This is a genomic window from Rhodoplanes sp. Z2-YC6860, from assembly GCF_001579845.1.
Lineage (GTDB): Bacteria > Pseudomonadota > Alphaproteobacteria > Rhizobiales > Xanthobacteraceae > Z2-YC6860.
This window is the reverse complement of sequence record NZ_CP007440.1, coordinates 7,925,063-7,938,928: the sequence shown is the minus strand read 5'-3', so window position 1 is coordinate 7,938,928 and position 13,866 is coordinate 7,925,063. Positions and strand designations below refer to the sequence as shown.

Sequence of the window (13,866 nt, the reverse complement as noted above, 5' to 3'; positions counted from 1 at the left end):
CTAAGACGATGAACTGGAAGTCTTCGCGGTCCGTTCTTATGTTCGCGGTCGTGGCGCTTGGCGCCGTGTTGGGCGGGGTCGCGCGCGCCGACGATTATCCGTCGCGGCCGATCACGATCCTGGTGCCGTTCCCGCCGGGAGGCAGCACCGACATCGTGGTGCGGCTCGTGGCCAACAAGGTGTCGGAAAGCCTGAAGCAGCCGATCATCATCGAGAATCGTCCCGGCGCGGCCGGCAACGTCGCCGCGATGGCGATCAAGAACGCGGCGCCTGACGGCTACCTGCTGATGACCGGTCACACCGGCACGCACGCCATCAATCCGACGCTCTACAGCGATCTGAAGTTCGATCCGGTCAAGGATTTCCAGCCGATCACAGCGCTGATCGCCTTCAACAATATCCTCGTTGTTCCGACCGCGAGCCCGGCGAAGTCGGTCGCCGAGCTTGTCGCCTATGCCAAGAGCAAGCCCGAAGGGCTGAGCTACGGCTCGCAGGGCATCGGCACCGGCGGACATCTGCTCGGCGTGCTGCTGGCCAAGCACGCCCAGATCAAACTGCTGCACGTGCCCTATCGCGGCATCGCGCCGGCCGTGACCGATACGGTTGCGGGACGGGTCGACATGCTGTTCGCGGCTTATCTCTCGACCGGCCCGCAGGTCGAAGCCGGCCATCTCCGCATGCTAGCCATCGCGGGCACGAAACGCCATCCGCGCATCCCCGACGTGCCGACCATGCCGGAGGCCGGTTATCCTGACGTGCAGATGCAGCAATGGTTCGGGCTGTTCGCGCCGGCCGGCACGCCCGCGCCGATCGTGCAGAAGCTCAACGCCGAATTCGTCAAGGCGCTGCAGAGCAAAGACGTGCAGGACACGCTGCTGCCGCAGGCCGCTCTCGTGACGCCCAGCACGCCCGAGGAACTTGGCGCGATGGTCAAGCGTGACATGGTGCGGCTCGGTCAGGTGGTGAAGGAGTCAGGCGCGAAGGCGCCGGATTGATCATGTCGCTCGAATACGCCTCACGCGGCCTGGTCGGCATGCTGACGCCGCAGGCCAACACCACGGTCGAGCCGGAGTTCAACATCCTCTGGCCGCGCGGCGTTGCGATGATCAACGCGCGGCTGATGAGCGACAAGCCTTCGATCTCGGCGCGGCTGGTGGATTATTTCGACAACTACGGCGCCTCGCTGAAGCAGTTCGCCAACGCGCCGGTCGGCGCGGTGGCGGCGGCGTGCACCGGCGCGTCGTATCTCGCCGGCCGCGAGCGCGAGGCCGCGGTGGTGCGCGATATCGCGGAGCGCCACAAGCATCCGTTCATCACGGCGGCGCTGGCGGTGGTCGATGCACTGACAGTGTTGAAAGCGAAGCGGCTGGGGCTGGTGTCGCCTTATCCTGACGATCTCAACAAGGCGAGCGTCGCCTATTGGCAGAGCCATGGCTTCGACGTCGGCGGCGTGGCGCTGGTATTCAACGAGAGCAGCACGTTCCATCCGATCTACAGCCTCGGCGGCTCGAATGCCTCGGAGGCGCTGCAGACCCTCAAGGACAAGCCGCTCGATGCGATCATCATGCTCGGCACCGGGATGCCGACCTTGCGGCCGATTGCTGATGCGATCGGCTGGGGCGGGCCGCCGGTGATGTCCTGCAACTTGTGCCTTGCGTGGCGTGCGGTCGAAGCGGTCGACGGGAAGGCGCCGAGCCGCGCGGCGCTCGAGCCGTGGCTCGCGGGCGAGGGCTGGGTCGCGCGTCTCAACGAGCGGCAGTGAGTCCGAAAGCAGATTGACATCCCCGCATAGCCGGGACATCTTCCAAAGCGTCGGGCATTCATTTGCAGCCGCCCGGCTTTCCCAAGACGCTTTGTCCAAGCGCTGCTCCGATCCCGCCGAGGGATGGGAGGCGTTTGATGACTCTGCAAGCTCAGTCCATTGCCTCGCCTGAGGCAGCGAAGCCTGGCCCGCAATCTCCCGCGGCGCGCACCAAGTTCCTGCTCGAAGGGCCGGTCTTCGCAACACTGCTGCGCCTCGCGGCGCCCAACGTGCTGAATTTCCTCGCTTTCGTTGGCGTGATCACGTTCGACGGCTTTTTCCTTGGCCGGATCGGGACGGACGCGCTTGCGGGCGCATCGCTCGCGTTTCCCTGGATCATGCTCGTTCTGCAAACCACCAACAGCGGCATGGGCGCAGGCGTGTCGTCGGCCGTGGCGCGGGCACTCGGCGCCAACAAACGCGAACGCGCCGACGATCTGGTTTTTCACGCATTTCTGCTCGCGCTTGCGCTGGGCGCGATTTTCTCGACGATAATGTTGGTTGCAGCGCCGTTCATTTTCGGGTGGATGGGCGGACGCGGCATGATGCTCACGGACGCGCTCTCGTATGCCAATGTCGCGCTCGGCGGAGCCGTCTGCATCACCGTACTCAACCTTCTCGGTAACGCCGTGCGCGGCACCGGGAATATGAGCCTCCACGCCGGTGTTCTGGTCGGCTGCGTGGTGGCGCACATTGCGATGTCGCCTGCGCTGATCTTCGGGTGGGGTCCGATTCCTGCGCTTGGCCCAGCCGGCGCCGGTTGGGGACTGGTCATTCCCTTCGCGGTGGGCAGCCTCATCATGCTGGCTTATCTGCGCTCGTCCCGCTCGATCGTGCGGCTGAGCTTCCGCGGCCGCGTGCCGCGATGGGAAATGTTCGCCGACATCCTCAAGGTCGGCGTGCCTGGTCTGATCAACACGGCCATTACGAATTTGTCCGTTGTGCTGTTGACGGGCATCGCCGGTCAGTTTGGACCGGAGGCTGCGATTGGCTATGCCATGGGGGCGCGGCTTGAATACATCATGCAGCCCATTGCGTTCGGCTTCGGGACCGCCATCGTCGCCATGGTCGGGACGAACTGGGGCGCTCGCCAATATGACCGCGCGCGCCGCATCGCATGGACGGGGACGGCGACGATTGCGGTGGTGTGCGGCACGCTCGGGCTCATCGTCGCGCTGCAACCGAGCTTGTGGTTAGGGCTGTTCAGCGACAATGCCGAAGTCGAACGGATCGGCGCGCTCTATCTGCGTGTTGTCGGGCCAGTCTATGTCTGTTTCGGTCTCGGGTTTGGCCTCTTCTTTGTCAGCCAGGGTCTCGGTCGGGGTGCTGCGGCCATGAGCGCCAATGCGGTGCGCTTGATCGTGAGTGCGGGCGCGGGACTCGCTGTCGTGCATTGGCTGGGCCTCGGCATTCCGGGATTCTTCTCGGCCGTGGCCGCAGGCTTTGCGCTCTACGCCATTCTGCTCGTTTGGACAGTTTTCCGTGTTGAGCCGCCGGACCGCTCCGGCGCCTCCGCTTCTTGAGGTTTGCATCATGAACACAAACCACAATGCAACTTTGCGAGTGGGCGTCCTGTCGCGCGGCGACGCGGACATGCGCGCGACGACGACGCCACAGAACAGCCGCCTCAAAGATGCGTTCGCGGCCTTGGCCGAGGCCGGCATCGACGCCGAACCGGTGGTCTATGAGGACGATGTTCGGGACGCCGTGCGCGCGCAACTCCTGACGCTCGACGGCGTACTGGCCTGGGTCAATCCGATTCATGAGGGGCGAAACCGCGCCAGACTCGACGCGCTGCTGCGCGAGGTTGCCGCGCGCGGTGTCTGGGTGAGTGCCCATCCCGATGTCATTCTGAAAATGGGCACCAAGGAGGTGCTCTGCCGCACCAGCACGATGAGCTGGGGCTGCGATACGGCCCTCTACCGAACGGCCGAGGCGATGCGCCTCGAATTGCCGGTGCGGCTCGCCGCCGGTCCGCGCGTGATCAAACGCAATCGTGGCAACGGCGGCCAGGGCGTCTGGAAGGTCGAGATGCTGGCGGGTCGAATGGTCCGTGTCCTGGATGCCACCAAAGACACGCCGGAGGAGTTGACGCTGGACGAGTTTCTCGCACGGTGTGCCGACTATTTCGAAGACGGTTGTGTGATCGATCAGCAATTCCAGTCGCGTTTGAGCGAAGGCATGGTGCGTTGCTACATGGCCGGCGACCGCTGCGCCGGCTTCGGTCACCAGAAAGTCAAAGCCCTGGTCGAGGGACCGGCCGAACGCGCCGCAGCCGGACCGCGACTCTACACCTCCGAAACCGACCACCGTTTCCAACGCCTGCGCCGGTTGATGGAAGAGCAGTGGACGCCGGAGCTGATCTCTTTGCTGGATATCCCGCGGCACGAGCTGCCGGCGATCTGGGACGCGGATTTCATGCTCGGGCCGCGCGACACCGCCGGAGACGACACCTATGTCCTCTGCGAGATCAATGTGAGCTCGGTCTTTCCGTTTCCGGATACCGCGCCGCGCGCGATCGCGCAGCGGACGTTGGCATGCCTGTCTTCGTCGCTTCGCAAACACATGTAAAAGGATGAACCGGTTTCCCGGTTGCGATCGCGCAGCCGAGGGACTAGCTTAGACAATGGGGAAACGCAGACTCCCCTCTAGACGGTCTCTCACGTCCAAGCTCTGCGCAACACTCGACTTGTCGAGGCGATTGCGCATGGACGATCAGATCCACTCCGTCACTCCCCACGCCACCACTCCCGATGATCTGTACGGCCGGCTCGGCACGCAGAACGCGCCGCTGCTGATCGATGTCCGGCGGGCCAAGGCCTTTGACGAGGATATGACGCGCATCGTCGGCGCCATGCGGCGTGCGCCCGATGCGATTGAAGAGTGGGCCCCGGCGCTTCCGTCCGCCAAGGCGATCGTGACCTACTGCGTCCATGGCCATGAGGTCAGCCAGGGCGCCGCCGCGGCGCTGCGCGCCAAAGGTTTCGATGCAAACTATCTCGCAGGCGGGATCGCGGCGTGGCGTGAGCAGAAGCGGCCGACCCGGCTCAAGCGTGGACCCGAAGAATCGATCTGGGTCACGCGGGAGCATCCGAAGATCGACCGCATCGCCTGTCCCTGGCTGGTGAGCCGCTTCGTCGATCCAGAAGCCAGATTCGTCTACGTGCCGGCGTCTGAAGTGGCCGCGACCGCGGAGAAGCTCGGCGGCACGCCTTACGACATCCCGGACGCGACGTTCGGCCATGTCGGCGATCAATGCTCCTTCGACGCCATCATCCGCCTCTATGACATCCACGACGACGCGCTCGATACGCTCGCAACCATTGTGCGGGGCGCGGACACGTCGATGCCGAAGCTTGCTCCGCAATGCGAAGGGCTGCTCGCTGTTTCGTATGGCCTCTCGGCGAATTTTCCCGACGACCACGCCATGCTGCGTCATGGCCTCGTGATCTACGACGCGCTCTACACGTGGTGCCGGATGCAACTGAAGGCGCGCTCATGAATTCCCACAGCGCCGAAGGAGCGTCCATCCACTTGAACCAGGTTCGGGGGCAACGAGCCGGGCGTCAGCCCATAAGGAGAAGCTGTATGAAGTGCATGATCCCATTCATAACTGCCGCTGGCCTTCTTGCCGCCGGCGCAACGGCGGCGGCCGCGCAGGACGTTGATTGGAATGCGGTCGACGGAGCGCTCGGCCGCAAGGCTGCGGTCGTCGGAGATACCCATCGCTATCCTTTTCCGCGCACGGATCTGAACGTCACTCTCGATGGCGTCACGATCAAACCCGGACTGGCGCTCGGCGGCTGGGTGGTGTTCAAGCCCATGCACGGCCAGGCGATGGTGATGGGCGATCTCGTGTTGCTTGAGACCGAGATCAATCCGGTCATGGCGAAGATGATCGCCAACGGGCTCGAGATCACCGCCGTGCACAATCACCTGCTGCGGGCGAACCCCGCGACCTTCTACATGCATGTCGGAGGTCACGGCGATCCCGTGAAGCTTGCCAATGCGATCCGCGAGGGCATCGCTGAAAGCAAGACGCCGATGACGGTGGCCGCGCCACCCGCGCAGCAGCCTGCGATCGACCTCGACACCGCGCAGATCGACCAGATCATCGGCGCAAAAGGCCAGGCCAATGGCGGCGTGTATCAGCTTGGCGTCCCGCGTCGCGATCCCATCACCGAGAACGGCATGGCGTTGACGCCGACCGGCCCCATGGGTGTGAACTCCGCGATGGGCTTCCAGCCGACCGGCGGCGGCAAGGCCGCGATCACCGGCGACTTTGTGCTCACGGGCGAGGAGGTCAATCCGGTGGTGAAGGCGTTGCGCAGCAACGGCATCGAGGTGACGGCGATCCACAGTCACATGCTGACCGAGCAGCCGCGGATCATCTTCATGCACTTCTGGGCGAACGACGACGCGATCAAGCTCGCCAAAGGATTGCGTGCGGCGATCGACAAGACGGCCAGCAAGACGAACTGAGACGTGTGTGCGCAGCGGCGGGCTGGGGTGGTTCGCCGCTGTGTGTCCGCAATGGGAGACAAACTGTGGTCGTCGCGTTGAGAGTTGCGGCAGCTGTGTTCCTGGTTGGCCTGCTCTTCGCGCCGGCCGCTGCCGAAACGTTCCGGAAGCTTTCCGGCGCGCAGATTCGAGGGCGCTTCGTTGGCATGGACATGAGCGACGGCGTGCATTGGCGTGACTCCTATGGGCGCGACGGCAGCCTCGCGAGCCTGTCCATGGGTAAGCGGAGATCGGGAAAGTGGCATGTCGAGAAAGATCAGCTCTGCATCGACCTCGGCACCGAATCCGGCGGCTGTTACGAGGTCTGGATCGCGGGCGCCAAGGTCGAATTCAGGCGTGAAGGTTTCGAGGGTTCGATTCTGGAGGGTGAGCTGGCGAAGCCGGCCACGGCAAATCAGACTGCGAAGGGGAAGCATCCGTGACGACTGCTGAATCGGTGAGGGTGAGTCCAGAGAACGTTCCAATTTACGGCATCACGCCGCGCATGCGCGGCAGGGCGTCTGTCACTTGTCGCGCAAGGCGTGACGGCCGCTTCGTCACGGACGCGATCGCATGCGCAACCGAGTTTGAAGGTCACGGCGTCGCCGTGACGAAACTGTGTTTGGGGGCAAACCAAAGGACTGAAAGAGCATGAAGATGGAAACTGAACGTCGCCGCTTTATTCAAGGCGCTGGATTTGTCGCAGCAAGCGCGCTGGCAGCGACGCCAGCGGTCGCACAAACCGCCGCACCCACCGGAGCCAAGCCGATGCAGTACCAGCCGAAGCCGCTCTCGCTCGACCCCAAATCCATCAACGGAATTTCGGAGAAGGTCATCACCAGTCATTACGAAAATAACTATGTGGGCGCCGTGAAGCGCCTGAATGCGATCGGCACGCAACTCGCGGAGCTCGACTTCGCCAAGGCTCCCGTTTTCCAAATCAACGGCCTGAAGCGCGAGGAGTTGATCGCGACAAACTCGATGATCCTGCACGAGATCTATTTCGACGGACTTGGCGGTGGCGCCCTTCCCAAAGGGCCTCTTGCCGATGCAATCGCCAAGGATTTCGGCAGCATGGAACGTTGGCGCGCGGAGTTCTCCGCCATGGGTAAAGCGGAAGGCGGCGGTTCGGGTTGGGTGATCCTCGCTTATTCGCCCCGCGACAAGCGCCTCGTGAATCAGTGGGCTGCCGATCACACGACGACGATCGCGGGAGGCAGGCCGGTGCTTGTGCTCGATATGTACGAGCACGCCTATCACATGGACTACGGCGCAGCGGCGGCGAAATACGTCGACATCTTCATGGAGGCGATCCACTGGGAGAATGCCGCCAAGCTCTACGACCAATACAGAAAATCGGCTTGATGCGATGAAACTCGCTCAGGATCAGCGCGGCACGATCCACGGAGCGGCGTGTAACTCAATCGAGTAGCGCTGGCCCGGGTGGGCGCTGTTGCCCACCCGGGGATCGCCCGCGCCCAGAACTTCGAGAGAAATCGTCTATGACAACGGCGGCAGATATAAGAGCACGGACCCAAGACATGCCGGCTCACGGCATCACATTCCGTGAGGCCGTGCTGGTATGGGCCAAAGTCGCGGCGCTGAGCTTCGGCGGTCCGGCCGGGCAGATCGCCGTCATGCACCGCATCCTGGTGGAAGAGAAAAAGTGGATCGGCGAAACCCGGTTCTTGCACGCGCTGAACTACTGCATGCTGTTGCCGGGTCCTGAGGCTCAGCAGCTTGCGATTTACATCGGCTGGCTGCTTCACAAAACCAAAGGCGGTCTCGTCGCGGGCATTCTGTTCGTTGTGCCGGGCTTCATCTGCATCATGGCGTTGAGCTGGATCTACGCCCTCTACGGAAAAGTTGGCGTCGTGCAGGCGCTGTTCTTCGGCCTCAAAGCCGCGGTGCTGGCGATCGTGCTTGAGGCCGTCGTGCGCATCGGCAAGCGCTCGCTGAAGAACAACATCATGGTTGGGCTCGCCGCTGCTGCCTTCGTCGCGATTTTCTTCTTGGGCGTTCCATTCCCCGTCATCATCCTGGCTGCGGCGATTATCGGCTACATCGGCGGCCGCGCGGGTCACCCGGCTTTCCAGGGCGGCGGCGGTCACAAATCGGCCGATCGTGGCGTGACGGACGCCGAGAGTGCGCTGGGCGAGGACATTCCGGACCATGCGCGTCCGCCCATATCCTGGTCGCTCAAGATCGGCGGTACGCTGCTTGCGCTCTGGATCGTGCCGGTCTTGATCTTGAATGCCTCGCTTGGCACCGGAAATGTCTTCAGCCAGATTTCGGTGTTCTTCTCAAAGATGGCGGTGGTCACGTTCGGCGGCGCTTATGCGGTTCTGGCCTACGTGGCGCAGGAGGCGGTGCAGACACTCGGCTGGCTCCGTCCGGGTGAAATGCTGGACGGCCTCGGCATGGCCGAGACGACGCCGGGCCCGCTGATCATGGTGTTGCAGTTCGTGGGCTTCATGGGCGCCTTTCGGGACCCCGGCTCGCTGTCACCGCTGATGGCGGGAACGCTTGGCGGTATCCTCGCGATCTGGGTCACCTTCACGCCGTGCTTCCTCTGGATTTTCGTCGGCGCGCCCTATGTCGAAGCCCTGCGCAGCAACAAGGCGCTCAGCGCAGCGCTCGCCACCATCACGGCGGCGGTGGTCGGTGTCGTGCTCAATCTTGCGGTCTGGTTTGCGCTGCATGTTCTGTTCGCAGAATTGATCGAGGCCCGCTGGGTGGGATTCAGTCTCGAAATCCCGGTGCTCAAATCGGTCAACATTCCATCGCTGGTGCTGACCATGGGAGCACTCGTTGCGGTCTTCCGCTTCAAGATCAATATGATCGCGGTGTTGGGAGCCTGTTCGGCTCTGGGTTTGGTGTTCTACGCGGTCACGGGCTATGCCGGCTGACGTTAAGAACGAAATGAACTGCATAGAGAGCAGATGATGATTCAGAAGATGACGGGCGTGCTTGCTGTGGGGTTTCTCAGTGTTTTTCTCGCGTCGCGCCCGGCGTTCGCCGACGGCCTCTCCGCCGTCAAGGAATGCGAAACGGACACGAGTGCGCCGGAAGATTTCCAGCGGCTGACAATCATGCCAAACGGCGAAAGCCGTGGCAGCGACAGCGCCGCGGCACTGGTCAGGACGGCAAAGCAGAAAGCCAAGGAGGGCAAGGACGCCGAAGCCATCCAATGGGCGGCGTTGTGCCCGTTCGAAAAAAGCGATCAGGACTCGGTCAAACGCGATAGTCCCGCGGTGCTGCAGTATCTGAAGCAGAACTGATCCCGTTGCGGAGGTCTCCGATGGATCGTGCAAGGCAGGTGACGACGACACCGAGAATCATGGCTGTCATCTTCGGTCTCGCGTCTGCATTGGTGGCGTGTGCAACAACCACCTTCGCAGAGGAGCGCGCGCCGTTGCAGCTTGAAGCGAAGATTCCACTTGGAAATGTCGCGGGTCGCATCGACCATCTCGCCTTCGACGCCAAGAGCGGCCGGCTCTTCATCGCCGAGCTTGGCAACAACACCGTTGGCGTGGTCTCACTGGAGAAACGTGCGGTGGTCCACCGCATCACGGGCCTGTCCGAGCCGCAGGACGTTGCCTTTCTCGACAGTGAGCAGACGCTTTATGTGGCCAATGCCGGCGACGGCGTCGTCCATCTGTATCGCGGCAATGACTTTGCCGCCGCTCAACAGATCGCGCTCGGCTCCGATGCCGACAACATCCGGTTTGATGCCACGGACAAGCGTCTGGTCGTTGGTTATGGCAGCGGCGCGCTGGCAGCAATCGATCCCGTCACGCGCAAAACGGTCGCCACCTATCCCTTGAAAGCGCATCCGGAGAGCTTCCAGATCGATGCGGCACGCAACCGCATCTTCGTGAATCTCCCTGACGCCCACGCCATCGCGGTGCTGGAGCGCTCCAGCGGAAAACTGCTGGCGCAATGGCAACTGACGCGCGCCGCGAATTTTCCGATGGCGCTCGATCCGGCGCAACCGCGCCTGTTCACCGTGTTTCGCAAGCCCGCACGGCTTGTTGCGTATGCTATGGACGATGGCAAGACGCTCGCGGATGTTGCGGTCTGCGGCGATGCCGACGATGTGTTCTTCGATGCCAAGCGACAGCGCCTATATGTCGTATGCGGCGAGGGCTTCGTCGATATGTTCGACGCCAACGGACCGCTACAGCGTCTCGGGCGCGTATCGACCAGCGAGGGCGCGCGGACCGGTCTGTTCGTGCCGTCGCTGGACCGTCTGGTCGTGGCGGCACGGGCGCACGGCCGGGAGCCTGCAACTCTCTGGGTGTTCGCGCCTTCGCCATAAGGTCAGTATCGCATGGTGTTGCGTCGGATCGGCTTGACGATGATGGGTGCCGCTCTTGTTGCGGGTGCACCGCCTGCCGCATGGGCCTACCGGCCATTCGATGGCACCGACGCTGCGGTCGCCGATCTCCACGAAGTGGAAGTCGAGTTGCAGCCCGCGGGCGTGGCACACAGCCCTGGGCAGAAGACGCTGATCGCGCCCGCATTCGTTTACAACTACGGTTTCATCAAGGATTGGGAGCTCGTGCTGGAAGGCCAGCTCGAAACGCCGCTCGCGCCTTCGGGCCGGTCGGTCCTCACCGAGTCCGGCGCATTTCTGAAGCACGTGGTGCGGCAGGGCACACTCCAGGATCAGTCCGGGCCCAGCATCGCCACCGAGTTCGGCGTTCTCCTGCCGGACACAATGGGGCCGGGCGGCACGGGCGCCAGCGCCGCTCTGATCGTTTCGCAGCGATGGGATTGGGGCACGGTTCACTTCAATGCCGAGGCTCTCTGGACACGGGACCAGCGTGCGGGGACGTTCACGAGCGTGATCCTGGAAGGCCCCGCGAAATGGACCGTGCGGCCCGTCGCCGAAATCTCTTATGAAGAGGCCTTCGGCCGGACGCGCACGACAGCGGGGCTCGTCGGCGCGATTTGGCAGGTGCGCGACAATTTATCGTTCGACGTGGCGTTGAAGCATTCCGTGAGCAACACCGGCCATGCGGATGAACTTCGGGCCGGTCTCACGTTTGGATTTTCAGCCTCCAGCCTTCATCAACACCATCAGCCTTGACGACAGCCGAAGAGGTCGCCCCGTTGTCTTTCAGCGCTGATGAATTGCAGCAGCTCGCCTGGCGCGTCGAAATGCGCGCATCAACGCGCTGCCACGCCGGTCCGCCGGCGCGATCCGTGCAACCAAACGACAGTATTTCTGTCATGAAACGATTGCAGATCGCATGGATGATGCTCGCGCCGATCACAAGCAGTGGGCGTATATTTGTGCTGCTGTGAAGGCCCGCTCGCAACGCCCGGAAGCGTTTGATGTGCGAGGAAATCGCGGCTGGTTCGGGTTTTCCCCGGCCAGCCGCACGTTTTTCTGGCGATCCCGGAAGGATTTAGAGGTCGCGCACCTGCGGCAACACCTTGTCGGCGAACACCCGGAGCGAGCGCATGATCTCCTCCTGCGACAGCGAGCCGAAGTCGACCAGGAGCCCGATCTGGGTGATGCCGGCGTCGCGCAGCACTTTGATGCGCTCGACGGCCTGCTGCGGCCCGCCCATGACGACTCGGCCCGGGTAATACGTGTCGAAGCCCAATTCGCGTTGGCCGGCCTCGCGCCGTTCATAGCCCTTGTAGGCCGTTGGATCGGGCGGCTTGCGCGCGGCCTCGATCCCGGCAGCGGCATATTCGCTCATCGGCTTGTGCACCATCTTCTGGAGCTTCGCGTCATCATCGTTATCCAGAAAGTGCGCGTGATACACACAGCAGATTTCATGGTCTTCGATCCGCCGGCCGCTTTTCTTGAGCGCATCGCGATACCAGCCGATGCGTTCGACCGCGATCGGATGATCGACGTGATAGGCGACGTAGAGCAGGTTATGGCCTTGCTCGGCGGTCCATTCGAAGCTTTCGGGAGACATCAGGCACGCCACCCAGATCGGCGGATGCGGCTTCTGGTAGACCGGCGGCAAGAGCGGCAGGCCCGACATCGGCGGCCGGAATTTGCTCTTGAACTCGATCGTGGGATGGGTCCAGGCCTGCTTGACGAGCTCGACGCCTTCCTCGACGCGCTCGCGGCTGTCCTTCATGTCGACGCCGAAGGCGTCGAACTCGTCGCGGATGAAGCCGCGGCCGACGCCGAAGTCGAACCGGCCTTGCGAGAGCTGATCGAGCGTCGCCGCCTGTTCGGCGACGCGGACCGGATCGTTGAGCGGCAGCACGGTCGCGCCCGTGCCGAGCCGGATGCGCTTGGTCCGCGCCGCGAGATAGGACAGGAACGCGTAATTCGACGGGAACAGCCCGCCGTGGCGGACGAAATGGTGCTCGACGATCCAGGCGTAGTCGATGCCGATCTGGTCGGCGAACTCGACCTGCTCGATGACGCCGCGATAGTGCGTCTGCACGTCGCGCACGTCCGGCAGATAGGTCGGCAGATAGAACAGCCCGAATTTCATGGCATGCCTCCCAGCCGGCCGGCGCGGAGCCGCCGGCCGGGCGCAGCTTCCGCTATTTGTACTTCTTGGCCGTGGCGAGCAGCGCCTCGTAGTCTTCCTTGACCTTCGGATTGGCCGCGAGGATCGACGCCGCCACCGGCGACACCGTGTCGACGTAGCGCTTGGATTCCTCCGGCGACATGGTGATGACCTCGCCGCCGTTCTTCTTCCAGATGTCTTCCTTGGACTTGATGTCGTTGAGGTCCCACTCGCCGAACACCTCCTCGGCCTTGCGGGATTCCTCTCGCACGATCTTCTCGAGATCCGGCCCGAGCGACTTCAGCCAGGCGCGATTGGCGACGACGGGCGCCGCGAACATCGTCGAGGGCAGATAGGTCATCGGCTTGGCGATGTCGTAGTATTTGAACGCGACGTAGGGAGCCGCGGCGCCAACCATGCCGTCGATAGTCTTGTTCTGCATCGCCGGCAGCGCTTCGCCGAGCGGCAGCGACACCGGTATGACGCCGAGCTTCTTCAGCGGCTCGACTTGAATCGGTGCGCCGCCCTGGGTCCGGATCTTTTGACCATGCAGGTCGGCGGCGCTGCGCACGGCCTTGTGACTGAGCAGCATCAACTGGCTGTAGAGGCTTGGCGCCAGCACCTCGACACCCTTGTCGGCGCCCCAGGTCGCAAGCCTCGCGCGGATCGCCGGATCGTTCAGCACCTTGAAGCCCTGCTCCAGTGTGTCGAACATTCCAGGCGCGTCGAGCACCTGGAAGCGCGGCTCGAGGCTGACCCAGAAGCCGTTCGCCGAAGACGCGGCTTCGATGGTGCCAAGCGCGACGCCTTCGACCACCGCCGGAAGCTGGCCGAGCTGGTTGGCCGGATAGATGTCGACCTTGATCTTGCCGCCGGCGCGCTGCTCGATGCCGGCCTTCATGCGCTTGAAGTATTCGTGCGTGACGTCGTTGACGGTCGGCAATGACAGCTTCATCGTGAATTGCTGGGCATTCGCCGGTGCTGCGGCGAGAACGCCGCTTGCGACGATGCCGGCCGCAGCCAGCGCCTTCAGAAATGTCTGCATTGGTTTGATCCTCCCACCTTATGTCT

Annotated in this window: 15 protein-coding genes; 13 read left to right on the top strand and 2 right to left on the bottom strand. The window is 63.3% G+C overall.

Annotated elements, in window-relative coordinates:
- Window positions 1-8 precede the first annotated feature (8 nt).
- The 13 genes from RHPLAN_RS36925 (at window position 9) to RHPLAN_RS36865 (ending at window position 11,614) form a co-directional block, all read left to right on the top strand.
- Window positions 9-995 (top strand): Bug family tripartite tricarboxylate transporter substrate binding protein, encoded by a 987-nt coding sequence (locus tag RHPLAN_RS36925; protein WP_198164642.1) that lies wholly within the window; start codon window positions 9-11, stop codon window positions 993-995.
- 2 nt (window positions 996-997) lie between these two features.
- Window positions 998-1,762 (top strand): maleate cis-trans isomerase family protein, encoded by a 765-nt coding sequence (locus RHPLAN_RS36920; protein WP_068029681.1) that lies wholly within the window; start codon window positions 998-1,000, stop codon window positions 1,760-1,762.
- 137 nt (window positions 1,763-1,899) lie between these two features.
- Entirely contained in the window at window positions 1,900-3,324 is a 1,425-nt protein-coding gene (locus tag RHPLAN_RS36915) for an MATE family efflux transporter (protein WP_068029676.1), read from the top strand.
- Window positions 3,325-3,334: 10 nt separating this feature from the next.
- Window positions 3,335-4,372: a Cj0069 family protein gene (locus RHPLAN_RS36910; protein WP_068032448.1), complete on the top strand. Its 1,038-nt coding sequence runs from the start codon at window positions 3,335-3,337 to the stop codon at window positions 4,370-4,372.
- A 136-nt stretch (window positions 4,373-4,508) separates the two neighbouring features.
- On the top strand, window positions 4,509-5,303 hold the full coding sequence (locus RHPLAN_RS36905) for a chromate resistance protein ChrB domain-containing protein (RefSeq protein ID WP_084246304.1): 795 nt from the start codon (window positions 4,509-4,511) through the stop codon (window positions 5,301-5,303).
- An 86-nt stretch (window positions 5,304-5,389) separates the two neighbouring features.
- A complete protein-coding gene (locus RHPLAN_RS36900; RefSeq protein ID WP_068029673.1) occupies window positions 5,390-6,283 on the top strand; it encodes a DUF1259 domain-containing protein in 894 nt (297 codons plus the stop codon).
- A gap of 65 nt (window positions 6,284-6,348) precedes the next feature.
- Entirely contained in the window at window positions 6,349-6,744 is a 396-nt protein-coding gene (locus tag RHPLAN_RS36895; RefSeq protein ID WP_157100723.1) for a hypothetical protein, read from the top strand.
- Window positions 6,745-7,069: 325 nt separating this feature from the next.
- A complete protein-coding gene (locus tag RHPLAN_RS36890) occupies window positions 7,070-7,666 on the top strand; it encodes a superoxide dismutase (protein WP_068032443.1) in 597 nt (198 codons plus the stop codon).
- A gap of 137 nt (window positions 7,667-7,803) precedes the next feature.
- Complete coding sequence (gene chrA, locus RHPLAN_RS36885; RefSeq protein WP_068029666.1) at window positions 7,804-9,210, top strand: chromate efflux transporter; 1,407 nt, start codon at window positions 7,804-7,806, stop codon at window positions 9,208-9,210.
- 36 nt (window positions 9,211-9,246) lie between these two features.
- Entirely contained in the window at window positions 9,247-9,582 is a 336-nt protein-coding gene (locus RHPLAN_RS36880; RefSeq protein WP_157100722.1) for a hypothetical protein, read from the top strand.
- Window positions 9,583-9,602: 20 nt separating this feature from the next.
- On the top strand, window positions 9,603-10,622 hold the full coding sequence (locus RHPLAN_RS36875) for a YncE family protein (RefSeq protein WP_237179997.1): 1,020 nt from the start codon (window positions 9,603-9,605) through the stop codon (window positions 10,620-10,622).
- Window positions 10,623-10,634: 12 nt separating this feature from the next.
- Entirely contained in the window at window positions 10,635-11,396 is a 762-nt protein-coding gene (locus RHPLAN_RS36870; RefSeq protein ID WP_237179996.1) for a hypothetical protein, read from the top strand.
- A gap of 23 nt (window positions 11,397-11,419) precedes the next feature.
- Window positions 11,420-11,614 carry a hypothetical protein gene (locus RHPLAN_RS36865; protein WP_157100721.1) on the top strand — a complete coding sequence of 65 codons (195 nt, stop codon included), beginning with the start codon at window positions 11,420-11,422 and terminating at the stop codon, window positions 11,612-11,614.
- Window positions 11,615-11,718: 104 nt separating this feature from the next.
- Here the strand turns inward: RHPLAN_RS36865 and RHPLAN_RS36860 are convergent, their stop codons facing one another.
- On the bottom strand, window positions 11,719-12,777 hold the full coding sequence (locus tag RHPLAN_RS36860) for an LLM class flavin-dependent oxidoreductase (protein ID WP_068029658.1): 1,059 nt from the start codon (window positions 12,775-12,777) through the stop codon (window positions 11,719-11,721).
- 52 nt (window positions 12,778-12,829) lie between these two features.
- The gene (locus RHPLAN_RS36855) at window positions 12,830-13,840 is read right to left on the bottom strand and encodes a TRAP transporter substrate-binding protein (protein WP_068029655.1); all 1,011 of its coding nucleotides are present in this window, start codon (window positions 13,838-13,840) and stop codon (window positions 12,830-12,832) included.
- Window positions 13,841-13,866 lie beyond the last annotated feature (26 nt).

Excerpts from the sequence above, each read along its gene's own strand:
- RHPLAN_RS36925 (WP_198164642.1), top strand. The coding sequence starts at position 9 with ATGAACTGGAAGTCTTCGCGGTCCGTTCTTATGTTCGCGGTCGTGGCG.
- RHPLAN_RS36890 (WP_068032443.1), top strand. The coding sequence starts at position 7,070 with ATGCAGTACCAGCCGAAGCCGCTCTCGCTCGACCCCAAATCCATCAAC.
- RHPLAN_RS36870 (WP_237179996.1), top strand. The coding sequence starts at position 10,635 with ATGGTGTTGCGTCGGATCGGCTTGACGATGATGGGTGCCGCTCTTGTT.
- RHPLAN_RS36900 (WP_068029673.1), top strand. The coding sequence starts at position 5,390 with ATGAAGTGCATGATCCCATTCATAACTGCCGCTGGCCTTCTTGCCGCC.
- RHPLAN_RS36920 (WP_068029681.1), top strand. The coding sequence starts at position 998 with ATGTCGCTCGAATACGCCTCACGCGGCCTGGTCGGCATGCTGACGCCG.
- RHPLAN_RS36855 (WP_068029655.1), bottom strand. The coding sequence starts at position 13,840 with ATGCAGACATTTCTGAAGGCGCTGGCTGCGGCCGGCATCGTCGCAAGC.
- RHPLAN_RS36860 (WP_068029658.1), bottom strand. The coding sequence starts at position 12,777 with ATGAAATTCGGGCTGTTCTATCTGCCGACCTATCTGCCGGACGTGCGC.
- RHPLAN_RS36905 (WP_084246304.1), top strand. The coding sequence starts at position 4,509 with ATGGACGATCAGATCCACTCCGTCACTCCCCACGCCACCACTCCCGAT.
- chrA (WP_068029666.1), top strand. The coding sequence starts at position 7,804 with ATGACAACGGCGGCAGATATAAGAGCACGGACCCAAGACATGCCGGCT.
- RHPLAN_RS36875 (WP_237179997.1), top strand. The coding sequence starts at position 9,603 with ATGGATCGTGCAAGGCAGGTGACGACGACACCGAGAATCATGGCTGTC.
- RHPLAN_RS36910 (WP_068032448.1), top strand. The coding sequence starts at position 3,335 with ATGAACACAAACCACAATGCAACTTTGCGAGTGGGCGTCCTGTCGCGC.
- RHPLAN_RS36915 (WP_068029676.1), top strand. The coding sequence starts at position 1,900 with ATGACTCTGCAAGCTCAGTCCATTGCCTCGCCTGAGGCAGCGAAGCCT.
- RHPLAN_RS36880 (WP_157100722.1), top strand. The coding sequence starts at position 9,247 with ATGATTCAGAAGATGACGGGCGTGCTTGCTGTGGGGTTTCTCAGTGTT.